Here is a 25,940-nt window from a genome sequence, read left to right as displayed (position 1 = left end):
AGCCGCTCCTAGTTCCGGTCCGCGCGCAACAGCGCAACCAACAGATAGATGAACAGTCCCACTGCCAGCAGCAGCGACACCCCGTCCAGAACGCTCATGGAAGTTCTCCGTGTTACGGCGTATTGCCGCGTGTGGAGTCATTGTCGGAAAAGAGGCTGTAAAGGAACGAGATCGAGGGTGCGCGCGGGGCATAAAGAAAGCGTAAAGAGTGGGTTTACGCCGGGGTTACAGGGTGCGAAAAGGAACTCCAGTACAGAAAACACCGGGAGTGGCGCAGGTAAAACTCTAAATTGTGCGCGAGAGTAGTGAGTGACCGCTGCAAGTCATGGATAATCCAGCACGACCGGCACGACGCAACTTAATGGGGTCAAGAACTCTTGCACCTCCCTGCTCGCGCCTGCAAGCTACCGCTATCCGCATTACTGAAAAAGGCTGGCCCAACGTGCGTATCCTTATTACCGGCGGAGCCGGCTTCATAGGCTCGGCCCTTGTTCGCGAGCTGATCCAACACACTGAGCATGATGTGCTCAACCTGGACAAACTGACTTATGCCGGCAATCTCGAATCGCTGACCAGCATTGCCAACAACCCTCGCTACGAGTTTGTTCAGGCCGATATTGTTGATCAGGCAACCGTCAGAGCGGTGCTGGCGCGCTTCCAGCCTCATGCGATCATGCACCTGGCAGCGGAGTCCCACGTCGATCGCTCCATCGACGGGCCATCGGAGTTTATCCAGACCAACATCGTCGGCACCTACAGCCTGCTCGAAGCGACCCGCGCCTATTGGCAAGCCCTCCCGGAGCCTGAGAAAAGCGCCTTCCGCTTTCATCACATTTCCACTGACGAGGTTTACGGCGACCTGCACGGTGTCGATGATCTGTTTACGGAAACGACGCCCTACGCGCCGAGCTCGCCCTACTCCGCCAGCAAGGCGGCGTCCGACCACCTGGTCCGCGCCTGGCAGCGAACCTATGGCCTGCCGGTGTTGCTGACCAATTGCTCGAACAATTACGGGCCGTTCCACTTCCCCGAGAAACTGATTCCGCTGGTCATCCTCAATGCCCTGGCCGGCAAGCCGCTGCCGGTGTATGGCAATGGCCTGCAAGTGCGCGACTGGCTGTTCGTCGAAGATCACGCCCGGGCACTGCTCAACGTGGTGACCACCGGCACCGTCGGCGAGACCTACAACATCGGCGGGCACAACGAACAAAAGAACATCGACGTGGTGCGTGGCATCTGTGCCCTGCTTGAAGAGCTGGCACCGCACAAGCCTGAGGGCGTTGCGTATTACGCCGACCTGATCACGTTCGTCCAGGATCGTCCTGGTCATGACTTACGCTATGCAATCGACGCCAGCAAGATTGAACGCGAACTGGGCTGGGTGCCCGAAGAAACCTTCGAAACCGGCTTGCGCAAAACCGTTCAATGGTACCTGGACAACATGGATTGGTGCCGCCGTGTTCAAGATGGCAGCTATCAGGGCGAACGCCTCGGGGCCATCAATTCCAAGGAGTTGCTCGCATGATGAAAGGCATCGTTTTGGCGGGTGGCTCGGGCACACGCCTGCACCCGATTACGCTCGGCGTGTCGAAGCAACTGTTGCCGGTCTACGACAAGCCCATGATCTACTATCCGATCTCGGTGCTGATGCTGGCCGGCATCAAGGACATCCTGCTGATCTCCACCCCGCAGGATCTGCCGCAGTATCGCAATCTGCTGGGTGACGGCAGCCAGTTCGGGGTGAATTTCAGCTTTGCCGAGCAGCCCTCACCGGACGGTCTGGCCCAGGCTTTTCTGATTGGCGAAGAGTTCATTGGCGATGACCCTGTGTGCCTGATCCTGGGCGACAACATCTTCCATGGTCAGCACTTTGGCGAACAATTGCAGAACGCGGCAAAACGCTCCTCCGGCGCCACCGTGTTCGGTTATTGGGTCAAAGACCCCGAGCGCTTCGGTGTCATCGATTTCGACCGCGATGGCCGTGCGCTTTCGATCGAAGAAAAACCGAAAAAGCCGAAATCCAGTTATGCCGTTACCGGCCTGTATTTCTACGACAACGATGTGATCGAGATTGCCAAGGCAGTAAAACCCTCGCCTCGCGGCGAGCTGGAAATCACTGACGTCAACAACGCCTATCTGCAACGTGGCGATCTGCAGGTCGAGCGTTTTGGTCGGGGTTTCGCCTGGCTCGATACCGGCACCCACGACAGCTTGCTCGAAGCCTCTCAATACGTGCAGACCATCGAACACCGCCAAGGCCTCAAAGTCGCCTGTCTCGAAGAAATAGCCTATGAAAATGGCTGGATCGACCGTGAACAGCTGCTGGAACGCGCCCGGTACTTCGGCAAGACGGGCTATGGCCAATACCTGGCCAAACTGGCAGGGGAAGAACAATGAACCTGTGTGAGCCCGATTTGCCCGGTAACGAGACTGGACTGTACCCGTGAAAATACTCATCAATGGCCGGCACGGTCAGGTCTCGCATGAGTTGCAACGGCGGCTGGGTGCTGTCGGCGAACTGATCGTATTGGGGCGCGATCAGCTCGACCTCGCGCAATCCGATCAGATCCGCCGTCAGGTGCAAAACATCAGGCCCGACCTGATCATCAACGCGGCGGCCCATACAGCGGTTGATCTGGCAGAAAGCGAGCCGCAAACAGCTTTTGCCATTAACGCGGTAGCTCCCGGCATCCTTGCCGAAGAAGCGCGGGCTCTCGACATTCCGTTAATACATTACTCAACAGACTATGTATTCGACGGGATGAAGGCCGGACCTTACACCGAGGACGACGCGCCAAATCCACTCGGGGTGTACGGCAAGAGCAAACTGGCCGGTGAACAGGCCATCAGGGACATACAAGGTAAACATCTGATCCTGCGTACCAGTTGGGTCTATTCAACCCATGGCCGCAACTTTCTGCTGACAATGCAGCGTTTGCTGCAAGAGAAGCCGGAGTTACGTGTAGTCGCCGATCAAATCGGAGCACCTACATGGGCCGGTACAATTGCCAACAGCACCCTTGCCCTGATTGAACGCTGGCAGGCGAACGAAGTTGCCAACTGGGGGACTTATCACCTGACCGCTCAAGGTGAAACCTCCTGGTTCGGCTTCGCCCAGGCGATCGGCGAAGAATTGCGACAACAGGGCAAACCCTGCGCCGACCTGCTACCGATTCCGTCCAGCGACTACCCGACACCCGCAGCCCGGCCGCTCAACTCGCGCCTGGATTGCAGTCGCTTGCAGCGCGATTGGGGGGTCAGTCAACCTGACTGGCAAACGGCGCTGCGCGAGTGCCTTGCTGAACAAAGCTGAGCATCATCCGCTGCCCGCACCTGCATTGAGGCAGTCAGTGCCTGCATCGCGGCCGGTTTCGTGTACTTCATGCGCACCGCGCAATTGCGCGTCGACGCACCGGCGGATGTGATGTTGACCGGACATTGAAAGCGTTCGAGTGAACCTTGAACAACAGGCATAGAATGTGGGTGACAGCGATGGAACTGCGTTGAAACCCCATCACTCATAGTGATATGCACGATCGGTTGGCGAACCCTCGCCAACCCGCCTGCTTTCAAGGAGAGTCCTATGCCCTGGTATGCCTGGTTGATTCTGGTCGTTGCCATCGGCTCGATCGTTGGTGGTCTGATGCTACTGCGTGACACCGCCAACAAGGTCGAACTGACCGAAGAGCAACGTAAGCGCGTCGCCGAACGCAATGCGGAAATGGACGCCAAGGAAGCGCAGGACCGCTGACTGAAAACCCCGCCTTGAACGGCGGGGTTTGTTTTTGCGTAAAACGCCTGAAATCATGCTGCTTTGTGCCCATATCGAAGCATCTGCATGTCTTTTAGAAGTAGAAGTACAGTCACCATGCAATTTTCATTGGTTAATATGGCCGCATTGATGCGGAGATATCAGATGCGTTACTCGCAGGACCATAAAGCCCAGACCCACCAACGCATAATCAAAGAAGCTTCAGCGCGATTTCGACGCGACGGTATCGGCGCGACCGGGCTGCAACCTCTGATGAAAGCACTGGGCTTGACCCACGGTGGCTTTTACTCGCACTTCAAGTCCAAAGACGAACTGGTGGAAAAAGCCTTGCAGGAGGCTGGCGAACAAGTCGACAAATTGTGCGCGCAAATCTTCGCCGAGGAGCATCCACTCGAAGCCTTCATTGACGCTTACCTGTCCGAATGGCATCAAACCTCGCCTCAGGAAGGCTGCCCGCTGCTGACCATTTCTTCGGAACTGGGGCTGCGTGGCCAACCGAGTCCAACCAGCGACGTCGTGCTGCAGGCGCGACTCGATCAGATCCAGAACACCCTCGTCGGAGAGCGCACCGCCGACCGCAGCATCGTCATCATGTCTACACTGGTCGGCGCCTTATTGCTATCCCGCAGCGTTGCCGACGCCGAGTTTGCCCAACGGATTCTCGACGTCGCACGCGAACACCTCAAACACTCGCAGGACTAACCCTGCCAACGCTTGAACAGCACACTGGCATTGACCCCGCCAAATCCGAAGCCGTTGGACAACGCATATTCGATGGCCATCGGCCGCGCATTGCCATGAACGATGTCCACACCTTCAGTGGCAGGGTCCGGGTTCTCGAAATTGAGGGTCGCCGGCACGATCTGGTCGCGGATCGCCAGCAGCGTAAAGATCGCTTCGAGTCCTCCCGCTGCACCGAGCAAATGCCCGGTCGCCGACTTGGTCGATGTCACGGCGATGCCGTTTTGCGCACCGAACAACGCCTTGATCGCCGCCAGCTCACCCAGATCACCCACTGGGGTCGAGGTTGCATGAGCATTCAGATGCTGAACCTGAGCCGGTGAAACACCTGCCTGTGCCAATGCCAACGACATCGCTCGCCGCGCACCACTGCCGTCCTCGGGGCCTGCGGTCAGGTGATAGGCATCGGCGCTGGTGCCGTAGCCGACCAGCTCCGCCAGAGGTCGGGCGCCACGGGCCAGCGCATGGTCCAGAGACTCGATGACCAGCAGCCCGGCCCCTTCTCCCATGACAAAGCCATCGCGACCACTGTCGAAAGGCCGTGAAGCGCGCTCAGGTGTGTCGTTGTAAGCACTGGACAAGGCGCGAGCAGCCGCGAACCCGGCAAGGCTGACCCGATCGATCGCCGCTTCCGCACCACCGCACACCGCGATATCCGCCTCACCCGCGCGAATCAAACGCGCGGCATCGCCGATTGCCTGCACACCAGCAGCGCAAGCCGTAACTGGCGCACCCAATGGACCTTTGAAGCCATGCGCTATCGAGACATGGCCGGCCGCCAGATTGACCAAAAACGAAGGAATTGTGAACGGAGACAAGCGTCTCGGCCCACGGCTGTCGGTCGTACGTACCGCATCCGCAATCGCGCCAAAACCACCGACGCCGGACCCGATGATGGTTGCCGTGCGCTCCCGGGCTCCGGCGTCGAGCGCCTGCCAGCCGGCCTGCTCCAGAGCCTGACGCGCAGCCTCCATCGCGAACAAAATGAATCGGTCCATTTTTTTCTGTTCTTTGGGCGGCGTTGCGAGGTCCGGATCGAAACCGGCCTTCGCATCATCTGCCAGTGTTGGCACCACCCCACCGACCTTGGCCGGCAAATCGGCTACTACGCTGTCAGGCAAATTTCGCAAACCTGAACGTCCCGCCAACAGACGTTCCCAGACAGCATCAACACCACTGCCCAACGGAGACACCAGCCCCATGCCCGTAACAACCACTCGACGATCACTCATACCGCTCACACCTCTAGCCAATGGATTGCGCCTCACTTGTAACGTGCGGCTGCTTTGCTTTTGGAAAGATTCGGCGCCAGGACTAGACGCGCCGCTACAAAGGCATCCCAATCGGCTGCGTCCGGTAACGAAGGAATGGTGATCAACTCACCCTGATCCAGGCCCGCCAACGCGGCATCAACCATCTCCCCCGCCTCCATCACCATATCCGCCGGAATTTGTGAAGCATCGATACCGGAGCGTTCCCATATTTCAGTACGTGTGACGCCTGGCAGAACGGCTTGAACCTTGACGCCGGTGCCGTCCAGTTCGGCGTTCAAAGACTGAGTCAAGCTCAGAACATATGCCTTGCTGGCACTGTACGTCGCGTTGAAGCGCTCGGGGAACAGCGCGACAACTGAAGCAATGTTAATGATCGTTCCTCGCCCCGCCTTGGCAAAGCTTGCAGCTGCTGCTGAGGCAAGCCGCGTGACGGTTGTGACGTTCAACTGAATCAAGCGTTCCAGTTGATCCAGATCGGCATTAGCCAATAGTCCGTCCGCTGCCACACCCGCGTTATTGAGCAAAAGGCTGATACTTGAATCGCTGCGTAAGCGTTGTTCGAGCTTCAGAACGTCCTCGCTTTGGGTCAAATCGGCCTTGAGCACTTCCACGTGAACACCATGCTCGGCGCGCAGCTTGGTGGCGGCGGTTTCAAGGCGATCCTGATCGCGAGCAACCAGCAACAAATTAAAACCACGCGCAGCCAAACGCTTGGCGTAGACCGCCCCGATGCCGGATGAAGCTCCAGTGACGAGGGCTGTACCTTGGAACTGGGTTGAATTCATGACTGTGCTCCTGGGCTTACTCGGATGAGAACGAGGTTTTTATTATATGCATAATTTAACCGGTTTGTTGCACACGTAATTTTTGTGCGCAGACAAGCGGACAACCCCCCAAATATGGCCCCTTCCTGTCCCTTCCTTCAGCACACCAGTAATTCGAACCCCTACAGCGACGCATCAAAGACCTGGCTGCTGCTTTCCGTGGATTCTGCCGGTTCCGCCGAGTAGGAAGAGACTGCAGAAATAGCTGTTTAACTTGTCAACAGCTTGCCGGCAGAATGTAGATACGGGAGAATGCAAAATATTTCTAAATATTTTTTCACCACCACAGTCAGCGAAGATCGATAGGGCATTACTCGACGCCAGCTGATTTTTTGTAATTTGAGGGTTTCATGAACTTCCCTACAAAAATACGTCCTGACATTGAGCGTCATGAAATCGATATTGCAGAGTTTCTTCGCGACGTATGGAAGCAAAGAAGGATTATTCTACTCTTCACCGGGCTTTCCACAGCAATCGCAGTAACTTATGCATTAACGGCGCGACCTCAATATAAAGTGCAGAGCGAAATCAGGCCTGCAGCGACTGCAGACTTGGATATGTTAAACGAATCCGGTCTTTATAAGATCCAACCAGAACAAGCCTTAAAACGTATTGGTTCGGCCATGGGTTCTTATACCGAACGCTTAAGTTTCTTCCAGGCCAATCCGGATTTGCTCGCCCCTATACAAGACGACGGCAAATCAATTGAAGAGACTATCGAACATTTCAGTACTAATGCGTTTACGATTGAGCAGATCGACCCTAAAAAAACCACTAATTTTTCGGAGGCAATTCAATTTAGCGTAGAGTATCCATCTGGCGTGGATGGGGTGGCTATTGTTAACGACTTTACCAAGTTTGTAGTCAAACGCGAAAAAGAGAAGGTCGAAGCGGACTTTAAAACTCTTGTTGAGAACCGGATCGCGCAAACAGAAAGAAAGCTGTTATCCAAGAAAGCTGCATACGAGGCCGAAAAAGACTCGCAAATCGCAGAACTCCTTGAAAAGGATCAGTTAAAAAAAGAAACTCTACAAGACGAACTCAAAGCCCTGCGGCAACAATTGCAAACTCGTCGACAAAATCGTGTAAAACAGTTGGATGAGGCAATATCGATTGCCAAAAAACTGGGAATTGTTGCCCCTACCACGCCATCTGCCCTTGGAGAGGCTGGGCAGACAAGGCAAGGCAACATGATTCGCACAGAAGTAAGCAACCAACAAATCCCTCTGTATTTTATGGGGCAGTCGGCACTGGAAGCAGAGCGCACAACACTCGCCTCCCGAAACTCCGATGATTTTACTGAACCTCGCGTTGATGAAATCCAGAAAGAGCTCAGCCTCCTCGCCAATAACCGGAAAGTTGCCCTGCTTAAACAGCGCAGTAACGAAGAACTGTTCTTAAAAGGCTTAGGTGAGATCCGGGAAGAGCTGGCACACCTGAAAAACCTGCATGTCAATTTTGAACAATTTAATCTGGTTAACATCGACAAACCGGCGTCTCCCCCGCCAGGCCCTATCAAGCCGAGGAAAGCGTTAATCGTTGGCTTAGGTTTAATGTTCGGACTGATCCTCGGAACATTGCTCGTTGCTGCCCGGACAATCATGCTGCCTAAAAAAATCGACTGACAAACGCTCTACAGACTAAAAGCCTGCAAGCTTACTGCCCGCTCCAATAAAAAGGCCGATCAATGATCGGCCTTTTTCTGACATCTCGCGATTAATTCACGTCAATCTTATCTCGGTTACTTTCCAGAATTGCCTTACCAATCCCCTTGACCTCAAGGAGTTCATCTACTGACGCAAATGGCCCATTATTATCACGATACGTAACAATTGCCTTGGCCTTCGCCTCTCCAACACCGGCTAGCTCACGTTGAAGTGTTGGCGCATCTGCACCATTCAGATCAACTTTATGGGCCTTCGCTCTAGTAGCAGCTTCCGTGACCACGGAAGACTCAACAGCCTTAGCTTCCGGAGCAGCAATAGCTGCAACAGAAGCGCCGCTCAAAAGGGCAAAAACCAAAGAGTAGAAGTAACCTTTACGCATGATGATGCTCCATGACATGAATTGAAAAAAGCAGCTTTTCCGAAGCTGCTCTCTAAACTTAGGCTATGTCATGGGCCTGTCAAAAATGTGTACGTTACAGGATATGAAACAATCAGGGTTCGAGGCGACGCTGCTGGTAGATCCAGTCGACAATCTCTCCGTCTGGGGCATAGCCGCTGACCGTGTCGCGCAACAGCTGGCGGACGCGCGCATAATCGTCCTGATCCACCGCAGCGAGCAACTCGGTCAACCTGACCTTCAGCAAATCCCAAGACAGGTGATCCTCGTTGGCAGTCATGATCATCGGGTGCTGAGTGGCCGCCACGTTGTCACCGATCAGCAGCTCTTCGTAAAGCTTCTCGCCCGGACGCAGCCCGGTGAACTCGATAGCGATGTCGCCATGCAGGTTTTTTTCCGAGCGGACGCTCAGGCCGGACAAATGGATCATCTTTTCGGCCAGCTCGACGATCCTCACGGGCTCGCCCATGTCCAGGACAAAAACATCACCGCCCTGCCCCATGGAGCCCGCCTGAATCACCAGCTGCGCCGCTTCAGGGATGGTCATGAAATAACGAGTGATCTTCGGATGCGTAACAGTCAGCGGACCGCCCGACTTGATCTGTTTATGAAACAACGGAATGACCGAACCCGACGATCCGAGGACGTTACCAAACCGCACCATCGTGAAGCGTGTCTTGTTCACACGCGAAACGTTGCTCGTATCTCCGAACAGCACCGGAGCCAACTCACGACTCAATGCTTGCAACGTCAATTCGGCAAGGCGCTTGGTACTGCCCATTACGTTTGTCGGGCGCACCGCTTTATCTGTCGATATCAAAACAAAGTTGGCGACACCCGCCATTAACGCCGCTTGAGCGGTATTGAGTGTGCCGATTACATTATTTAGCACACCCTCGGCAATATTGTGTTCAACCATCGGCACGTGTTTATACGCGGCGGCATGGTAGACAGTGTCTACACGCCACGTTTTCATCACGTCGAGCAACTTCTCCGGATTGCGCACGGAACCGAGAATAGGCAATAGACGGACGGACAAAGACTCACGAGCAATCCGCTGTTCAAGTTCGGACAAGATGCTGTAGAGATTGAATTCACTGTGCTCGAACAACAGCAGCGTAGTTGGATGCAGGGCAAGAATCTGTCGGCATAACTCTGAACCAATGGAGCCACCGGCCCCGGTGACAAGAACAGACTGTCCCTTGATGCAATGTTCAAGCAAGTCACCCTGGGCCGGAACCGTATCCCGACCCAAGAGGTCAGCGATGTCCACTTCCTGGATGTCGTCGACCTTTACCCGTCCGCTGGCCAGGTCCATGAAACCGGGAACGCTTCGAACGTGAAGCGGGAAACCTTCGAGATAACCAAGAATTTCACGCCGCCGCCCACGGTTTGACGAAGGGATGGCCAGCAGGATTTCCTGGGCCCCGGTGTTATCGATCATCTGCTGGATATGCTTGGGTTTATAGACCTGCAAACCAGAAATAACCCTATCGGCAATCCCGCTATCGTCATCGATAAACGCCACCGGGCGCATGACGCGCCCCATCCGCAAGGCAACGACCAGCTGATTACCGGCTGAGCCCGCACCGTAAATGGCAACCTTCGGCAAGCCATCGTCCCGATTGGTAAACGGGACATGCTGAGCCGCACTGAACCAGTCGCCCAAGAAGTACTGGCGCATGGCCAGGCGAAGCCCGCCGATCATGATCAGACTCAACCACCAGTAGTTGAAAATGATTGAGCGTGGGATGATGTTTTGGTGATTGCTATACCAATAAACAACTACGCCAAGAATCAGCGCCGACAAGCTGACCGCCTTGATGATCGCAATCAGCGCATCGTTGCCGAAGTAGCGCATGACAGCACGGTACATGCCAAAGCGAATGAAAAGAGGAATAGCAATCACAGCAGCGCTAACAAATAGCCAGACGTGCTGAATAAACGGGTTGATCATCTCGTCTGGTCCCAGACGCACAATAAACGCCATCCATAAGGCTAACCACACAAGAACGACGTCGGCCACAACCTGAATGAGCCGTTTTTGACGGCGTGGCAGCTCAAGCAACAGTTTGCGCAATTTATCCATAATCCCGTCGTACACCTCGAACCACTCACCTATTGATCATGCTGACGAGTGTACGTCTCCGACGCTCTCGTAACCTTGAAATAACCTATCTGGTTCAAAACATTGAAACCGGTAGCGCCATAAGGGAGCTAAATCACCATCACGGGGCGTGTGCAAGGAATGAGGCCTCGAACGATACTACCGGCAAGAACTGAAAACTGTGAGGAAAAGGGGATCAGATATTGCGAATATCAGGCGGCTTTTCGCCATCCCCTTTTCCCCACCAGCAAGAACCGACTCGCACCAAAAGGAGATTGTGAGTCCCAAAACAGGTCTAAGGCTTCACGGCTTGCTGCATAACACTGCGAATCACCTCGCAGGTCTTTTCGATTTCAACTTCAGTCAACGTCGGGTGTACCAAGAACATCAAGCTTGTCTCACCCAGCTCTTTCGCAATAGCTAGTCGTACTTCTGGACGCCAGCCCGTATCGTCGAACGCTTTCTCGAGGTATACCTCAGAGCAAGAACCCGAAAAACATGGAACGCCAAGAGCAGAAATCTCGGACAGAATACGGTCTCGGTTCCAGTCAGCCTTCAACTGCTGCGGCTCAACGAACACATAACATTTATAGGCAGCGTGAGCATAGCTTTCGGAAACCGCTGGAGCACGCAAACCTTTAAGCTCTCGAGCCTGCGACCAAATACGTTCTGCATAATTGATTCGGCTAGCACGCCACTGCGCCATGCGACGAAGCTGAATCCGGCCTATGACCGCTTGCACTTCCAGCATCCGCCAGTTCGTACCAAAGCTCTCATGCAACCACCGGAAGCCTGGTTGATGGTCTCCTTCGTAAATGGCTTCCCAGCTCTTGCCATGATCCTTGAATGCCCACATTTTCAACCAGAGGGTGCGGTCATTCGTCGTGACCATCCCCCCCTCCCCCCCAGTGGTCATGATTTTGTCCTGGCAAAACGACCAGGCGCCTATATGACCAATGGAACCTACAGGGCGTCCCTTATACTTCGCACCGTGTGCCTGGGCGCAATCTTCGATTACCTTGATATCATGAAGTGCTGCCAACTCCATGATCGGATCCATATCACACGGCCAGCCGGCCAAATGCACACAAATAATACCCCGGGTACGAGGGGTCAAGACGGCCTGGATCGTCTGTGCGGTAATGTTCTGGGTATCGCGGTCGACCTCAGCGAAGACCGGAATCGCACCGGCATTGACAATGCTGGAAACTGAGGCGAGGAAGGTGCGAGGCGTGACGATGACTTCGTCTCCACGCCCAATACCCAGCGCAACCAGCGCAAGGTCAAGTGCTACAGTGCCGTTCGCCAGGGCGACGGCATATTCAGTGCCTGCCCATGCGGCGAACTCTTTCTCGAACTCGCGGCATTCCTGCCCGGTCCAGTAGTTGACCTTATTGGAAAGCACTACGTCGCGAACGGCATCGGCCTCTTCCTCAGTGAACGAAGGCCAAGGAGAAAATGGAGTATTCAACACGGTTTTTACCTGCCACACATAATTTATAAAGAACCATCGACAATCCAGGACGGCCAATCAGTCACGTGTATCCGATGGTTAAACACTCAGGATCTTGCAATCGCTCGAGCGGGCACTCCTGCGACCGTCATGTTATCAGAGATATCGCAGATTACCGCGGCTCCGGCCCCCACCATCACGTTAGAACCTATGCTGAGCACCTGTCTGACACAGGCACCGATACCAATCCAGCTTCCGTCGCCGACGGTTACTGAACCAGCCAGCCGCGCACCTGGACTGACATGCACGCACGCCCCAAGAACACAGTCGTGATCAATGCTGCAGCCGGTGTTCAGAATTGCCCCTTCACCAACGATCGCATAGGCATTGACTACTGCAGATGCAAACACCACGGTTCCGGAGCCGATCTTAGCGTATCGGCTTATGATCGAAGAAGGGTGCATCAAAACAGGAAATTGTGCGCCTGAAGCTTTCAGTTCGTCCATTTTACGTCGACGGACACTATTGTTGCCAATAGCAACCAGAACTCCATCAAACTCCTCTACACGGCCGAGCAAGTCTCTGGTGTTTCCAACGACCGGCCAAACCCCGATGGAAGGCACTTGTGGCCATGCGTCGTCAAAGAACTCTATGACTTGCCATCCACAACTCTCCGCCGTGTCAGCGACAACTTTTCCATGTCCACTCGCACCAAGAATTGCCAGCCTCTTCATTTTTTTGACCCGGTGAACTTGGTCATTGTTACTTCACCCTCAGCACTGATCCCATCCCTGATCAAAACTTTTTTTATGGTGAGAAAAATAATTTTCAGGTCGAGCCACAGCGACTGATTGTCTACATACCAAACATCAAGTTTGAATTTTTCTTCCCAAGACAACGCATTGCGACCATTTATCTGTGCCCACCCGGTAACCCCGGGTCGCGCATCATGCCTGCGAACCTGCACTTCATCGTACAGAGGCAGATATTCCATCAATAGCGGGCGAGGCCCTACCAAACTCATATCCCCCTTGATGACGTTCCACAACTCCGGTAACTCATCCAAACTGCTGGATCGAAGAAATCTTCCAAAATCTGTCATTCGCTCAGAATCAGGTAACGGATTACCATTGGCGTCCAACGCATCCCGCATAGTGCGAAACTTAACCATCTCAAAGGGTTTACCACCAAGACCCGGTCTGACTTGTCGAAACAAAATCGGAGATCCCAATCGCTTGCGAATCAGGTATGCGACAACCGCGATCACGGGAGACAAGATAATCAACCCGGCTACGGAAGCCACAATATCGAAGAAGCGTTTTGACATCGGAAGTCCTTGAAAGACAAATTATTGTTGTGGAAAAAGCGTTGGAGTTCATTTCGACAAACGCTTGAAGTGCTCACCAAAACGCTTGACACCGACATGCAAGGACAGCTCTCTGTGATAGAACGCCAATCCGTTTTCAGACATGTCCTTATGCCCTTGTTCCGAGACATCTATCAAGGCCAGGACCGCGTCCGCAAGTGCCTGCGGATTGTCTGACTCGCTGACAACTCCACAACCGGCGTCGCGCACAAGATCGGCAGCATCACCGTCTACCGCCATCAAGATCGGCTTACCGGCCGCCATATACGCCTGAGTTTTAGAAGGAATAGTGATGGTGAACAACGGATCCTTCTTCAAATGTACAAGCAAGGCATCAGCGCTGGAAAGATAGGTTCCCACTTCAGTCATCGGAACAGCAGGTAGGAAGAATACATTGTCGAGCTGCCTGCTTTTAGCAAGTGCTTCCAGCCTGGAGGCCTCAACTCCCCCGCCCAGGAAGATAAACGCTACTTGACTGGCCTTTTCCTGCAACAACTGCGCAGCTGCAATGACTGTATCAAGCGACTGCGCCTTGCCCATATTTCCAGCAAACAGAATTCGAAACTTCGAAGTCACTGGAAAATTGGCCGGTGGATTACTCGAAGTGGAACGAACCATATCTTCGGCACACCAGTTGTAGATGACATCGATTTTTTTCGAAGGCACTCCCCGCTCGATCAATAGATGTTTGAAACCAGGAGACAATACGACAATCTGGTCTACGTGAGCGTATACCCAATCGCAGACGCGAGAGACAATTTTCAGGAGCTTTTCGTTGGAAAACATCCCTGTGGCCTTGAGCGTGTCAGGCCACATATCCTGAATATCGTATACCACGGGCACACGCCGAAAAAAACGAACCAGCGCAGCAGCAATACCTACCGTCAATGGAGGATGGTAGGCATAAATGACATCCGGTTTTTTCGCTCGAAAAAGGCCATACAGCAAAATACTGGCTGCAAAGCTTATGTAGTTAAAAAGTCGGCCGACACCACTCTGCCCGTGACTTGGGTAGAGTGGTACACGCGTCACATGGACACCATCGATGACTTCACGCTGCAAGGGTTTGATCCTATAGCCAGGATACAATTTACCACCGGGATAGTTTGGAAACCCGGTGACAACCTCGACTTCAAAACCCTGCGCAACTAACTCACGAGCAAAAACAAGCCCTTTGAACGTTGGCTCAGGATCAAACCACTGAGTGAACAGTAAAACACGAATGGTCATTCGTATTAGTACCTTCTCCAAACGGTCCGCATGACATAATCACGATAGCTGTGAATGATTCGAACCACTTTCTCAGCCACGTTAGGCATGCTGTAGTCCGCTACAAGTCGCAGCGTACGCTCTTCGTCACGATCCTGACCTTCCAGCACTTGCAAGCCCTGCATCACCCGTTCGACCTCGAGACCAACCATCATTACCGCGGCCTCTTCCATACCCTCTGGACGCTCATGAGCTTCCCGAATATTCAACGCAGGGAAGTTAAGAATGGAAGATTCTTCGTTGATCGTACCGCTGTCAGAAAGGACTGCCTTGGAATCAAGCTGCAACTTGTTGTAGTCCTTGAACCCCAATGGCTTGAGCAAGCGAACACTTTCATGGAACTTGACACCCATTGCGTCAACCCGCTTCTGGGTACGTGGATGGGTTGAAACAATAACGGGATAGCCATAATGCTCGGCGACCGTATTCAGAACCTCGACTAGCTTGCCGAAGTTTTTATCGGAATCGATATTCTCTTCGCGGTGTGCGCTAACGACGAAAAACTTACCCTTCTCCAGACCGAGACGAGCAAGGACATCCGACGCTTCAATGCCTTCACGATAATAATTGAGCACTTCAAACATCGGGCTACCGGTCTTGATTACCATGTCAGGCGAAAGACCTTCACGCAGCAAGTAATCACGAGCGATCGTACTGTAAGTCAGATTGATATCCGCAGTATGATCGACAATACGACGATTGATTTCTTCGGGCACACGCATGTCGAAACAGCGATTACCAGCTTCCATATGGAAGGTCGGGATCTTGCGGCGCTTGGCAGGAATGACTGCCATACAGCTATTTGTGTCTCCCAAGACCAACAGAGCCTCTGGCTCAATCTCGGCCAGGACGCGGTCCACACTAATAATCACGTTACCGATAGTTTCGGCGCCAGTGGCACCCGCAGCGTTCAGAAAATGATCAGGCTTGCGGATCCCTAAGTCCTGAAAGAAAATTTCATTCAGTTCGTAATCGTAATTCTGCCCGGTATGGACAAGTACGTGATCACAATACTGATCCAGAGCAGCCATTACGCGCGACAGACGAATGATTTCCGGACGGGTTCCCACTACGGTTACGACTTTTAATTTTTTCATGATTTTAAACGTCACATTTCAAAAATTGATAGATAAGTAATTAACACTAGCCAGCGCTTTCATCATCAGCCAGCACGATAAAAGCGTTTAACTCGTTGGCAACCCCGTCACACATCACTGCGTAACCTTTGCTTTTGTCACAGCTGCTGACCAAGCCTGACTGAGGACTGCGCTCTCACTGGGCTGGCATAATGACACATTTGAGTCCAATTCTTTGAGTATCGTCGGCGCACCACCCAAAGGTGATCATTTTAGCATCGCGCCCCGACCCCGACACCAGCACGTCGTCAGTAGACAGCGCCCCTGGCACCATCACTCGCTTACCTTATTCGCAGCGTTGAAGTCTTCGTAATACTGTTGCGTTCGCAGTCGACCATCACCCTCTTCATTGGTCAGCACATATTTTATATATGACTGATAGGGAGTAAATGGCATCGCAGAACCGGCAGAAACAAAAAACAACAGTGAAGCGAGACTAACAACCGCGACACTTGCAGCTACAATTGCGCGACCAGGCTCCCGCAACTGCCTGAGAATGTCGTATATGATTACCGCCTGAGCAAAACAAGCCAGATATTGAATGCGGTTCCATATTAGAGCAAAATCAAACAAAAATGATTGCGCACCGATCAAACATATAAGCGCACCAATTAACACTAACTCTCGACGCGTTATCTCTTTCAGATACAGCTTGGCCAACCCAAGCAACATACAATTCAAAACCAAGTAACCGGCCCCCGCTATTGAGCGCTGGGAAAAACCAAAACCAGTATAGACACTGAGTTTCTCGGAAACGAACGGAATATTTGCGACGGCCCCCAAGCTGAGAGCAACTTGGCCTGAACCGATACCAACACTATAAAAAAGCAAACAGACTGCGATATAGATCCATACATGCGTGATCAGGTAACGAATTCCGCGAAGAAAGAATATGGGCGCATACATTAGCGCCGAGTACTGAAAACCCATAGCAATGAAAAAACCAAAAAAGGCTTTCTTCGACCGTCCGAAAATAAAGCTTTCCATTGACAAAAGCATAATGGAAACAGCAATAGACTGACGTATCGTCCCCATCTCCAATGGAATATACACCCAACAAAAAACAAAAGCCAAACCAAGTGAAACACGCGAATCAAACCGATAAAAAAACCTGCACGCACAATATGTATTGAAAGTACCAACTAAAAACAGAAAAAACTGAAAGTCACCAACCCGAGAAACAAGGTAATTCAACAAATAGAAAAGTGGTTCCATTGAGACTACATCTCGCGGAAAGTCCATAAACACGGAATTTTCTACGGCATTATAATATTGCTCATAAACCAACCAATCGAAGCCTGTTTCGAACCTAAACGCGCAAATTAACCAAAAGGCGAGTAATGCTACGAAAAAGCTCATGCCAGTCTTCGTGTTAATGAACAGTCCTGGAATTGTTATGACCCAAAGCAAGACACCAATACCAAGATAAAAAAACATGACAATCCTTTCCTTAACACCTGCTGACCAAAGACGGCGACTAACGATCCGAACATTTAAAATTTATTAACCGTTACGTCCATCTTACCGTGATCTAATTAGACCTGTCATCTTAATAGCCCGCATCGCCTGAACGAACATACGCCAGCATGTATCATCAAATTAACACTGCAGGGTCACGCGAAAAATTACTCCCCGCCCTGCTCGCTCAGGCGATCAAAGCAGAGAGCATTTCCAACCTAGGCCTCGCTGCCGACCGGACGTGCGTACGTGTCCGGTAGCTCGCGATCAAAAATTTCGTTCGCCCAAAGCATCACAATCATCTCCTCATCCCCGGCATTGGTGATGTCATGAGTCCAACCCGGAACCGTCTCAACGATTTCCGGTTGATCACCGCTGGTGAACAACTCATAAAACTCGTCAGATACGATATGCCTAAAGCGAAAGCAAGCCCTGCCTTTTATTACCAAAAACTTTTCAGTTTTCGAATGATGGTAGTGACCACCACGTGTAACACCCGGATGAGCGGTGAAGTATGAAAATTGACCACTGTCTCCGGTTTTCAGCATCTCGACAAATACCCCTCTAGGATCACCGTACTTTGGAACCTGGTAGGTGAAACTCTCGGGAGGTAAATAGCTGACATAGGTGGAGTAAAGCGCACGTACCAAGCCAGTACCTACCGGCTCAGTGATCAAGGTGTCACGACTTTCGCGAAACGCCTCCAACTGCTTTGCCAGAGCTCCAACACTGATACAGTATTGAGGCTGGACGTCTACGAATCCATCATCTGACAACTTTCCATCCATCGCTGAAATGAAGTACTTGATAACATCATCGATATAGACAAGATTAATATTTGCGTGTGGGTCATTGATAGTAACCGGCAGTCCACGCGCAATATTATGGCAAAACGTTGCAACTGCCGAGTTATAATTCGGCCGAGCCCACTTGCCAAAGACATTTGGAAGCCTGAACAAGTAAACGGGTGAACCAGACTTTTCCGCGAGCGCTGTCAGCGCCTCTTCAGCACCAAGCTTGCTATGGCCGTACGGATTATCCTGCTCAGCCTGAATGGACGAAGTATAAAGTACTGGCACCGGTTTACCGCATGCTGATACCGCTTCACAAAGAGCTTGCGTCAAGTCCGTATTACCAGCCTTGAATTCTTCCGGATCTTGTGGTCGATTCACTCCTGCCAAGTGAAATACAAAATCCACACTACTTATTAGTGTCAATAACTGATTGATACTATCGTCCCGAGTGAACCGGACGACTTCAATATCAGCACGCTCGTTCAGATGCGCTATCAAGTTCTTGCCCATAAAACCATTGGAACCGGTGACCAGCACTTTCATGGTTTCACTCCTCCGGCGTCGCGTATTCACCACGCTGAATAGCGCGCATAAAGCCCAGCTTCAACAGCAGGTTCTTCATACCTTCGATATCCAGTCTCTCGGTATTATGGGAGTTATAATCTTCAGTGCGAGAAATCTTTTCCTCCCCTTGCTCCACAAATTTTGCGTAGTTCAAATCGCGTAGATCAGGCGGCACTCGGAAGTAATCACCACGATCTTCCGCGCAGGCCATTTCTTCACGACTCAACAGCGCTTCATACAGCTTTTCACCATGGCGAGTACCGATCACTTGAATCGGGTGCTCCGGCAGATTGAGCATTTGAGTCAGCGCATTGGCAAGAATTTCTACTGTAGCTGCTGGCGCTTTCTGCACAAACAGGTCGCCATTGTTGCCGTGCTCAAAAGCGTACAATACCAAATCCACCGCATCCGCCAGAGTCATCATAAAGCGAGTCATGCTAGGGTCGGTCAGGGTCAAAGGCTTGCCGTCGCGAATCTGCTGAATGAACAGCGGAATAACCGAACCTCGCGAAGCCATGACGTTGCCGTAGCGCGTTCCGCAAATGACAGTCTTCTCATCATCAGCACTACGCGACTTGGCCACCATCACCTTCTCCATCATCGCCTTGGAGATTCCCATTGCATTGATGGGATAAACGGCCTTGTCAGTGCTCAAGCAAACAACCCGCTTGACACCATTCTGAATAGCCGCCTCAAGTACGTTCTCCGTACCCAGGACATTGGTCTTCACAGCCTCCATAGGGTGGAACTCGCAGGATGGAACCTGCTTGAGCGCCGCCGCGTGGAAAATGTAATCGACGCCACGAGTGGCATTCAGGACGCTCTGGTAATCACGAACATCACCAATATAGAACTTCAGCTTGGAGCTCGCGTAATGCTTACGCATGTCATCCTGCTTTTTTTCATCCCGACTAAATATGCGAATCTCGGCAATATCGGTATCAAGAAAGCGCTTCAAGACAGCATTACCAAAGGACCCGGTACCACCGGTGATCAAAAGCGTCTTATTCTGAAACATAATACCCTCACAACATTATTTGTTTCAAACAGCCACAAGAAGACTCATATTTTCTGCCTTTAAAACTGATGACAACAAACATCAGGAATACAATGCAAAAAAACAAATCTGACACGTGTGCCGATTGATTGTTAGCTAGTGTATTTAACACCGACAAATACACAAACAGGCACAAGAGCACCAAGGCTTTAGCACTCATTTTCCACAGTACTGCATTTTTCCAGGCGTCGCACCAGAAAAGCCCCATCACGACTATTGGCAGAGTAACTCCCGGAAAACCTAGATCGCTAGTTAGCCGCGGAAAGATAGTCACCCACTGCGAGCCATCGTCACTTTCTACAGTCACCAGCAAAGCACAGGCCATGCCCAACATAAGAGGAGGCAGAAGAACCTTACCTAATTCATTGGACATAAATCACACTCCATAAGCACAGAGCTATACGACCAAATCAAGAAGTTGGGACGTAATGTGCTTCACTTCAAACACCTCTTTAAAACGCACCGGCCCCAACTCACTCATCACCCTCATTTTATCAGTATCGTGTAGCAACACCTCGATAGACTCGAGCAACATATCAGGTTCTCCAGCGTCAACACTGATGCCTACGCCTAATGAGGTTATATAGTCCCCATAATCCGTAGAGGACTCTACCGACGCGATAATAGGCAAACCCACTCTCAAATAATCTATCGTTTTAGATGGAAAGCTTGGGACATCAACATCCCTGACCGTACATACAAGAGCGAGATCACAGGATTTTATCAACCCCACATACTCATCTCGAGGTATACGTGGAATCCAGATAAGATTTCCACAGCATTGCTCGATACTTGCCTCCACAAGCGACTCAAGGGAACCACTCCCGATCACGAGAAACGTTACGGGAGAGCCACGCTGCTGCGAAAGCTTAGCGGCCCCTATCAGGTCTTCAAGACCTCGACCGTGAACGAGTTGACCACCAAAAACAACAAGCGGCCTATCCTGCGGCAAAGAATACTTTTGGCGAATATCGGTACGATCCACCCCTGGCAATGTAGTTTCTTTCCCCCACACCGGGGTGATGCAAATTTTTTGCTCATCGCGAATAGGGTAATGAGTACGAAGATAAGTTTCGTTCGCGGGCGACATACACGCAATCACATCGAATTTGCGTATCAGCGTCTCTTCAACCTTTCTTGCTACAAAGAAAGAAACACCAGACGAAAATAAACCGATTTGTCGATGATGATGCGGAAAAAAATCCCACTGAATCAATAGCGACGTAAGCTTTTTGTTTCGGGCCAACAACATAATTGGCAAAGCCATGGTAATGGCAGGTGAAAACCCAATCAGCGCATCAAATTTGCGTTGTTTGACCAGCTTTCGCGAAATCGAATATGCAGAAAATGACGAGAGGCTCCACTTCAGGATACGAGTAACGAACCCAAATGGGGAACTCACCAACACCGGAGGGATCGAAATCACTTCGACCCCGTTTCCCAGCTTTAGATTCGAACGGGTGCTGCCGGGTTTTGCCGACCAGTCGAGACATAGCACGGTCACCTCATGCCCCAACTCCTGGAAAGAATCGGCCAATTCATTTGTAAGCCAAGGATCATTTTCAGACAATGAAAACTTGGTACACATCATAAGAATCTTCATGATTTCCCTCTCTTAAACCAAAATCCCAGCCCTACGGCCATGAATATGGAAAGCAACCCGTAAGTAATCACGTGTGCATACACTGGAGCCATAGACCCAAAAGTACTCAGCAGCATGAGAAACACGCTAAAAATAAATATACCTTGTGCAAATTCGAATATTATCGACACTCGCACAGCACCTCTAGCCATGAATATCAAAGATATTGCAGACGCGATCGTTCGAAAAACATCTCCAACCATTTGAGGTAAAAAATAGTCAGTCATCGGAAGAAATTCGTTTGAAAAAACCAACCTAACAACAATATTTTTCAGACTATAAAGAGCGATAAAACCTAACATGAGAGCTGACAACAACCACAATAGACTGATTTTAAACTCTTTAATAACCAAGTTAAGATTTGCTGCTGATGCATACCGAGGCAACACATAGTTCATCAAAACAACACCAACGAACTGCATATAGACATCAGACAGCTTAATCACACCCTGCCACAACCCCACCTGCTCCCAGCCAAACTTCTGCGCCATACCATCACGCATCAAAATTTGCGCAACTGGAACGGATGTAGAACCTACCAAAGCCAAAACTGAAAAAGACAACAGGTGACGCATTCTAACCCTATCGACCAGGAATCTAGAAAAATGGAATAGCTCTCTCCGGCCTGAAGCCATAAACAACAATGTGACAATTGCGGTTAATGCCGGCATTAGCATTACCGAGTACGCAGCACCGTCAAAACCAAACGAGTTGACTGCGAGGGCCAACACAAGCGTACCAAGTACGGTTCCTAATATATTGACCTTCGCATAGAAAACGCTCTCACCACGACTGCTTGCCTCTGCCTGAACCAAGCTTGCGTAACCCACAATCGCTTGTACCAACCCAAGGCCTACGAAAAGAGCGGTAAACCCTCCCTGCATCAAACGACTTGAAAGTGCGCTGGAGAAAAGCATCAAAAACAGTGCAACAATTGCAGAGATTACGGTCGTTAGTGTAAATGCCGTAGCAAACCAGGCCTTCCCTTCCTTCGATGCAACAGGTGATTCCGCCAGGACCTTGATCAAACCATTGGTTATTCCACCGCCAGCAAACATGCCCGTAATAGCAACCAGCGTCATGAGCTGACCAAGCAATCCAAAACCATCCGGCCCCAACTTCCAAGCCAGTAGTTTTATTACTATGAGTCCTGCTACGGCCTTCACTAGTATTGAGGAGGCGAAATGGATACCAGCTTTCAACCTTGCCAAACTTCAAACCTCATCGCAGTGCCCTTTTTCTTGCAGCCTGGAATCACGCCAAGAAAGCTACACCCAAGCAGTGGCATCCACTGCTGGGTAATCCATCACCTAAGCACACGTGCCAATACGAATGGAGCAACAAAAGGTACGCCCCCTGAATTCCTTTATCCAAGCAACCATCAGTACCACCATCAAACACACCTTTACATGCTACCAGATGAGAAATGCTGGCCACACAACAACGTACGACTGAGAAAAACCCGAAAATTCAACACACTTACCGCTCCAGAGTCAACCCTCACTCATCAGCCAGAACGCCTTGCTCAAGGCACGCTGCCGATACAAACCGGGCCTACGCCTTGAAATGGCAAATAACTCTCAGTAATCGGGCTCGAAAGCAATACCGAAACCCGCCGACCAGGCCATTCAAAACCCCCATCGGACTGTGTCCGTACTGCTACAAAAAATTGATTATACCTGTGCACACGTAGCATCGCTGCCACACAATTCGACAATCTGACCATCAAGCACAAATTCACTCCTTTCGAGCAAAATCCGTCGGAATTTATCGGTGGTACGCTCAAGCAACGCAAAACCGAGCAAAAAGCATAGACTCTGATCACCAGACGAACGGGCACATGGCAAAGCTGCAGGTTTAAATGGGAGTCCCCAGAATGAAAAATCAAGGCCGAATCTTCAGAATGCCGACAAATAGCCAGCAACTTCTTCAACTAAATAGCTTGATAGATGTTACGAATGGGGGGGAGGGGCAGAAAAAGAGTCAAAAGTGCAGGATATCAACAAAAAACTGAAGAGTATGCATTACCCTAATCACTTCGAGTGCCCCCCCCCCATTGATAAGCAACCGCATCATGATACGTGCGAAAAATTGATCAATCCGCCAGTCATTGATATGACAAGGATTACCACATCTTTACTGAGAAAAAACAGACCTCTTGGATGAATTCGAAGAAAGGAAATAGAGCACCAAGACAAAGCCCACCCCCAACAACACGCCAAAGAGAAAACTGAGCATAATTATTAAAGATTTTTTAGGCTTTATAGGGTTGAGCGGTGGCTTAGCATCTCCATCCATGCGATAGGCGACAACATCCTGAAGATTTGAAGAAATGGACTTGTAAAACGCCCGCTTTGACTCAAGATCCCGCAGACGCCCAATGAAAGGGTCATTCTCACCTCGCGCCTCCAGGTTTTCAATTTCCGCTTCCAGCGCTTTAGTGCCACGCATGTAAATGAGCTGCCCATCGACGCTGCCAGCGATTTGAACCGCGGGATTGCCAGTAATAATAGGAGGCTTCTCCAATCCAATGGCGCTCGCAACCCGAAGAGCTTCACGCAGTTTTGTGATGGTATCCTCTCGGACTTTTTGAGCATTTTCACGCAAATCGGCAATCTGTCGATCAAGACTGCGAACTTTGACATCCGCCTCATATAAAACGTTTTTTATTATTTCCTGCTCCGCCAACTTACCTGCTCGATGAATATATTCTTGCGCCCATTGCGCAGCTTGGTCGGGGTTACTGCTTTGAATAGTAACCACATACTCATCAGGAAGATCTTTTCTTGTCTGAGACACAACCAAGAGCTTGGAAAGCTCGGAATACAGAAGATTACTGCGAGCCTCGCCCTCGTCTTTACTTGATCCGGGTGCCATTACTTCAGCAATGAATGTTTGACGGAGAGTCTCGCCTCTCAAACTCTGCAAAAAAATCGAGTAAACATCTTTAACGGTAATAGGAACCAGCTCTGTTTCGCTGCCTCGGCCGTAATTTAGATTCGCAATATCTTTGTAAGTAGGAGGCATAGTAATTGCACTTGCCTCATAAACTGGGCGAGCCAAAAAAACGTAGGCTACTGCAATCAAGGTTACTACGCTTGTAGTAGCGAAAATCGTCCATTTTTTTTTCCATAGCACGCGAAAAATATCGGAGATATCAATCTCGCCCATGTCATTGGATTCTTTACTATTCAAAATTCTTAATTTCCACTACAGATTGATCACTCAGCTCAGCAAATCTTCAGCTCAATCAGGTACGGCTTCGCCTTTGCTTAAAAGCCATCGCCAAAAGCGGACCAAGCAAAATACCACCTAGCAAAAATATCGCTACGAAAACAGAAACCGGGAGCGGCTGCGTTGTCATCCCCAAAAAAGAAATAGAGGTAAGCTGCTGATTTTCAAGCATAAAAACCAGAATAGTAGCAAAAAGAACTAGTAAGCACAGCCCTAGGACAGCCTTTCTGAAACTATTCATTAGAGCCTACCCCGGAAAACGCATTAAAACTCACCAGCATCATCCTCATCCTCTTCCTCATTCACCCGATCCCTAAGCTCTTTACCCGGTTTGAAATGGGGAACGAACTTGCCGTCGAGACTGACAGACTGGCCGGTTTTCGGGTTACGGCCGACCCGTGGTGCGCGGTAGTGCAGAGAGAAGCTGCCAAACCCCCGGATCTCGATACGATCCCCGGTAGCCAGACATTGGGACATTTGCTCAAGCATGGTCTTGATGGCCAACTCCACATCCTTGGATGAGAGCAGCCCTTGATGGGTGACAATTCGTTCGATCAACTCCGACTTCGTCATATTTTTCCCTTCTTTTTCAAGCAGCTAGGTCAGCGCTTCAAAGGTTTTAGCACGCCCGCAAGATTTTGAACAGCCCGAGTTTTGCCATCTATCCCACCACCTCAAAATGCCTGATTCCTGGAAGAAGGAAGACTTCCGAGCAACCACAACCTCTCATCGGCAAATCACCAACATAGTGCGCGTCAGGAAGCCTGCCGGGTTGAACCCAAAAGGAAAACCCTCCTCCTCTTCCTTGACATCATCAGACCTCGCCAAAACTTTGTAGCCCAGCCCCTTGCACTCCTTAGCTGCGCGCTTGTAACACCTCTCCCATTTAGAACCGATCCCCGAACAATCAACCTCAATCCCGCTAACCCCATGCACCACGTGAGTTTTGGCGTTGGTGGTACAACCCGCTAGCGCCAGAACCGCTACTGCGACAATGAGCTTGTTCATTCACATCCTTTTGCCAGAAAGCCTACCGGGCGATCATTTGTCTCAGGCTAAAGACTAGCTGCTAATAAGCGTTTGATCCGATTAAACAATCAGACAATTTCTCAGCATTTTTGGTTCACGACTCGAGCTGGTAAAACCGGCGCGACCCACCAAATTCCAGACACAAAAAAGGGCGAC

Annotated in this window: 25 protein-coding genes; 6 read left to right on the top strand and 19 right to left on the bottom strand. The window is 51.0% G+C overall.

The annotated features are described in order from the left end of the window. Window positions 1–8: 8 nt before the first annotated feature. The gene (gene kdpF / locus PMI28_RS29540; RefSeq protein ID WP_007899818.1) at window positions 9–98 is read right to left on the bottom strand and encodes a K(+)-transporting ATPase subunit F; all 90 of its coding nucleotides are present in this window, start codon (window positions 96–98) and stop codon (window positions 9–11) included. Between the two features lie 344 nt (window positions 99–442). Between kdpF and rfbB the strand changes: the two genes are divergently transcribed. The 5 genes from rfbB (at window position 443) to PMI28_RS18200 (ending at window position 4,474) form a co-directional block, all read left to right on the top strand. Continuing rightward, on the top strand, window positions 443–1,525 hold the full coding sequence (rfbB, locus tag PMI28_RS18185) for a dTDP-glucose 4,6-dehydratase (RefSeq protein WP_007985433.1): 1,083 nt from the start codon (window positions 443–445) through the stop codon (window positions 1,523–1,525). Next, entirely contained in the window at window positions 1,522–2,397 is an 876-nt protein-coding gene (gene rfbA / locus PMI28_RS18190) for a glucose-1-phosphate thymidylyltransferase RfbA (RefSeq protein WP_007985430.1), read from the top strand. Before rfbB ends, rfbA begins: the two co-directional genes overlap by 4 nt. A 46-nt stretch (window positions 2,398–2,443) precedes the next feature. Beyond that, window positions 2,444–3,313 (top strand): dTDP-4-dehydrorhamnose reductase, encoded by an 870-nt coding sequence (gene rfbD, locus PMI28_RS18195; protein WP_007985428.1) that lies wholly within the window; start codon window positions 2,444–2,446, stop codon window positions 3,311–3,313. A 270-nt stretch (window positions 3,314–3,583) separates the two neighbouring features. Then, window positions 3,584–3,751: a DUF2897 family protein gene (locus PMI28_RS29535; protein ID WP_007985427.1), complete on the top strand. Its 168-nt coding sequence runs from the start codon at window positions 3,584–3,586 to the stop codon at window positions 3,749–3,751. A gap of 165 nt (window positions 3,752–3,916) precedes the next feature. Next, window positions 3,917–4,474 (top strand): TetR/AcrR family transcriptional regulator, encoded by a 558-nt coding sequence (locus PMI28_RS18200; RefSeq protein ID WP_007985426.1) that lies wholly within the window; start codon window positions 3,917–3,919, stop codon window positions 4,472–4,474. Here PMI28_RS18200 and fabF read toward each other — a convergent pair. Together fabF and PMI28_RS18210 are read right to left on the bottom strand one after the other, a co-directional pair. After that, window positions 4,471–5,745 carry a beta-ketoacyl-ACP synthase II gene (fabF, locus tag PMI28_RS18205; RefSeq protein WP_007985425.1) on the bottom strand — a complete coding sequence of 425 codons (1,275 nt, stop codon included), beginning with the start codon at window positions 5,743–5,745 and terminating at the stop codon, window positions 4,471–4,473. The genes PMI28_RS18200 and fabF overlap by 4 nt on opposite strands. Window positions 5,746–5,777: 32 nt before the next feature. Continuing rightward, window positions 5,778–6,572: an SDR family NAD(P)-dependent oxidoreductase gene (locus PMI28_RS18210; protein ID WP_007985424.1), complete on the bottom strand. Its 795-nt coding sequence runs from the start codon at window positions 6,570–6,572 to the stop codon at window positions 5,778–5,780. 389 nt (window positions 6,573–6,961) lie between these two features. Between PMI28_RS18210 and PMI28_RS18215 the strand changes: the two genes are divergently transcribed. After that, on the top strand, window positions 6,962–8,236 hold the full coding sequence (locus tag PMI28_RS18215) for a Wzz/FepE/Etk N-terminal domain-containing protein (RefSeq protein WP_007985423.1): 1,275 nt from the start codon (window positions 6,962–6,964) through the stop codon (window positions 8,234–8,236). Window positions 8,237–8,327: 91 nt separating this feature from the next. Here PMI28_RS18215 and PMI28_RS18220 read toward each other — a convergent pair whose 3' ends face one another. From PMI28_RS18220 to PMI28_RS18295, 16 genes are all read right to left on the bottom strand, one after another. Continuing rightward, on the bottom strand, window positions 8,328–8,657 hold the full coding sequence (locus tag PMI28_RS18220) for a ComEA family DNA-binding protein (RefSeq protein ID WP_007985422.1): 330 nt from the start codon (window positions 8,655–8,657) through the stop codon (window positions 8,328–8,330). A 112-nt stretch (window positions 8,658–8,769) separates the two neighbouring features. Further along, complete coding sequence (locus PMI28_RS18225; RefSeq protein WP_162130411.1) at window positions 8,770–10,767, bottom strand: polysaccharide biosynthesis protein; 1,998 nt, start codon at window positions 10,765–10,767, stop codon at window positions 8,770–8,772. 310 nt (window positions 10,768–11,077) lie between these two features. Beyond that, entirely contained in the window at window positions 11,078–12,256 is a 1,179-nt protein-coding gene (locus PMI28_RS18230) for a DegT/DnrJ/EryC1/StrS family aminotransferase (RefSeq protein WP_007985420.1), read from the bottom strand. 86 nt (window positions 12,257–12,342) lie between these two features. Then, window positions 12,343–12,969: an acetyltransferase gene (locus PMI28_RS18235; protein ID WP_007985418.1), complete on the bottom strand. Its 627-nt coding sequence runs from the start codon at window positions 12,967–12,969 to the stop codon at window positions 12,343–12,345. Further along, a complete protein-coding gene (locus PMI28_RS18240; protein WP_007985416.1) occupies window positions 12,966–13,562 on the bottom strand; it encodes a sugar transferase in 597 nt (198 codons plus the stop codon). Before PMI28_RS18240 ends, PMI28_RS18235 begins: the two co-directional genes overlap by 4 nt. A gap of 48 nt (window positions 13,563–13,610) precedes the next feature. After that, window positions 13,611–14,831: a glycosyltransferase family 4 protein gene (locus PMI28_RS18245; RefSeq protein WP_007985414.1), complete on the bottom strand. Its 1,221-nt coding sequence runs from the start codon at window positions 14,829–14,831 to the stop codon at window positions 13,611–13,613. A gap of 5 nt (window positions 14,832–14,836) precedes the next feature. Beyond that, window positions 14,837–15,967: a non-hydrolyzing UDP-N-acetylglucosamine 2-epimerase gene (wecB, locus tag PMI28_RS18250; RefSeq protein ID WP_007985412.1), complete on the bottom strand. Its 1,131-nt coding sequence runs from the start codon at window positions 15,965–15,967 to the stop codon at window positions 14,837–14,839. Between the two features lie 312 nt (window positions 15,968–16,279). After that, on the bottom strand, window positions 16,280–17,365 hold the full coding sequence (locus PMI28_RS18255; protein ID WP_157395759.1) for an EpsG family protein: 1,086 nt from the start codon (window positions 17,363–17,365) through the stop codon (window positions 16,280–16,282). A gap of 317 nt (window positions 17,366–17,682) precedes the next feature. Then, complete coding sequence (gene wbjC / locus PMI28_RS18260) at window positions 17,683–18,801, bottom strand: UDP-2-acetamido-2,6-beta-L-arabino-hexul-4-ose reductase (RefSeq protein ID WP_007985404.1); 1,119 nt, start codon at window positions 18,799–18,801, stop codon at window positions 17,683–17,685. Window positions 18,802–18,805: 4 nt separating this feature from the next. Then, window positions 18,806–19,840 (bottom strand): polysaccharide biosynthesis protein, encoded by a 1,035-nt coding sequence (locus tag PMI28_RS18265; protein WP_007985403.1) that lies wholly within the window; start codon window positions 19,838–19,840, stop codon window positions 18,806–18,808. 7 nt (window positions 19,841–19,847) lie between these two features. After that, window positions 19,848–20,252 carry a hypothetical protein gene (locus PMI28_RS18270; RefSeq protein WP_007985401.1) on the bottom strand — a complete coding sequence of 135 codons (405 nt, stop codon included), beginning with the start codon at window positions 20,250–20,252 and terminating at the stop codon, window positions 19,848–19,850. A gap of 24 nt (window positions 20,253–20,276) precedes the next feature. Beyond that, the gene (locus PMI28_RS18275; protein WP_007985398.1) at window positions 20,277–21,482 is read right to left on the bottom strand and encodes a glycosyltransferase family 4 protein; all 1,206 of its coding nucleotides are present in this window, start codon (window positions 21,480–21,482) and stop codon (window positions 20,277–20,279) included. Beyond that, on the bottom strand, window positions 21,479–22,732 hold the full coding sequence (locus PMI28_RS18280) for an O-antigen translocase (protein WP_007985396.1): 1,254 nt from the start codon (window positions 22,730–22,732) through the stop codon (window positions 21,479–21,481). The genes PMI28_RS18275 and PMI28_RS18280 overlap by 4 nt, the downstream gene beginning before the upstream one ends. Window positions 22,733–23,657: 925 nt before the next feature. After that, a complete protein-coding gene (locus PMI28_RS18285; RefSeq protein ID WP_007985394.1) occupies window positions 23,658–24,692 on the bottom strand; it encodes an LPS O-antigen chain length determinant protein WzzB in 1,035 nt (344 codons plus the stop codon). Window positions 24,693–25,019: 327 nt separating this feature from the next. Next, a complete protein-coding gene (gene ihfB / locus PMI28_RS18290) occupies window positions 25,020–25,328 on the bottom strand; it encodes an integration host factor subunit beta (protein WP_007985393.1) in 309 nt (102 codons plus the stop codon). Between the two features lie 153 nt (window positions 25,329–25,481). Next, window positions 25,482–25,763: a hypothetical protein gene (locus tag PMI28_RS18295; RefSeq protein ID WP_007985392.1), complete on the bottom strand. Its 282-nt coding sequence runs from the start codon at window positions 25,761–25,763 to the stop codon at window positions 25,482–25,484. Between the last annotated feature and the right edge of the window lie 177 nt (window positions 25,764–25,940).

It is taken from the genome of Pseudomonas sp. GM48, from assembly GCF_000282335.1.
Classification (GTDB): domain Bacteria; phylum Pseudomonadota; class Gammaproteobacteria; order Pseudomonadales; family Pseudomonadaceae; genus Aquipseudomonas.
This window is presented reverse-complemented; position numbering and strand designations above follow the sequence as displayed.

Excerpts from the sequence above, each read along its gene's own strand:
- wbjC (WP_007985404.1), bottom strand. The coding sequence starts at position 18,801 with ATGAAAGTGCTGGTCACCGGTTCCAATGGTTTTATGGGCAAGAACTTG.
- PMI28_RS18220 (WP_007985422.1), bottom strand. The coding sequence starts at position 8,657 with ATGCGTAAAGGTTACTTCTACTCTTTGGTTTTTGCCCTTTTGAGCGGC.
- rfbA (WP_007985430.1), top strand. The coding sequence starts at position 1,522 with ATGATGAAAGGCATCGTTTTGGCGGGTGGCTCGGGCACACGCCTGCAC.
- PMI28_RS18270 (WP_007985401.1), bottom strand. The coding sequence starts at position 20,252 with ATGTCCAATGAATTAGGTAAGGTTCTTCTGCCTCCTCTTATGTTGGGC.
- PMI28_RS18255 (WP_157395759.1), bottom strand. The coding sequence starts at position 17,365 with ATGAGCTTTTTCGTAGCATTACTCGCCTTTTGGTTAATTTGCGCGTTT.
- PMI28_RS18200 (WP_007985426.1), top strand. The coding sequence starts at position 3,917 with ATGCGTTACTCGCAGGACCATAAAGCCCAGACCCACCAACGCATAATC.
- ihfB (WP_007985393.1), bottom strand. The coding sequence starts at position 25,328 with ATGACGAAGTCGGAGTTGATCGAACGAATTGTCACCCATCAAGGGCTG.
- fabF (WP_007985425.1), bottom strand. The coding sequence starts at position 5,745 with ATGAGTGATCGTCGAGTGGTTGTTACGGGCATGGGGCTGGTGTCTCCG.
- PMI28_RS18265 (WP_007985403.1), bottom strand. The coding sequence starts at position 19,840 with ATGTTTCAGAATAAGACGCTTTTGATCACCGGTGGTACCGGGTCCTTT.
- PMI28_RS18215 (WP_007985423.1), top strand. The coding sequence starts at position 6,962 with ATGAACTTCCCTACAAAAATACGTCCTGACATTGAGCGTCATGAAATC.
- PMI28_RS18235 (WP_007985418.1), bottom strand. The coding sequence starts at position 12,969 with ATGAAGAGGCTGGCAATTCTTGGTGCGAGTGGACATGGAAAAGTTGTC.
- PMI28_RS29535 (WP_007985427.1), top strand. The coding sequence starts at position 3,584 with ATGCCCTGGTATGCCTGGTTGATTCTGGTCGTTGCCATCGGCTCGATC.
- kdpF (WP_007899818.1), bottom strand. The coding sequence starts at position 98 with ATGAGCGTTCTGGACGGGGTGTCGCTGCTGCTGGCAGTGGGACTGTTC.
- PMI28_RS18295 (WP_007985392.1), bottom strand. The coding sequence starts at position 25,763 with ATGAACAAGCTCATTGTCGCAGTAGCGGTTCTGGCGCTAGCGGGTTGT.
- PMI28_RS18245 (WP_007985414.1), bottom strand. The coding sequence starts at position 14,831 with ATGACCATTCGTGTTTTACTGTTCACTCAGTGGTTTGATCCTGAGCCA.
- wecB (WP_007985412.1), bottom strand. The coding sequence starts at position 15,967 with ATGAAAAAATTAAAAGTCGTAACCGTAGTGGGAACCCGTCCGGAAATC.
- PMI28_RS18275 (WP_007985398.1), bottom strand. The coding sequence starts at position 21,482 with ATGAAGATTCTTATGATGTGTACCAAGTTTTCATTGTCTGAAAATGAT.
- PMI28_RS18240 (WP_007985416.1), bottom strand. The coding sequence starts at position 13,562 with ATGTCAAAACGCTTCTTCGATATTGTGGCTTCCGTAGCCGGGTTGATT.
- PMI28_RS18285 (WP_007985394.1), bottom strand. The coding sequence starts at position 24,692 with ATGGGCGAGATTGATATCTCCGATATTTTTCGCGTGCTATGGAAAAAA.
- PMI28_RS18210 (WP_007985424.1), bottom strand. The coding sequence starts at position 6,572 with ATGAATTCAACCCAGTTCCAAGGTACAGCCCTCGTCACTGGAGCTTCA.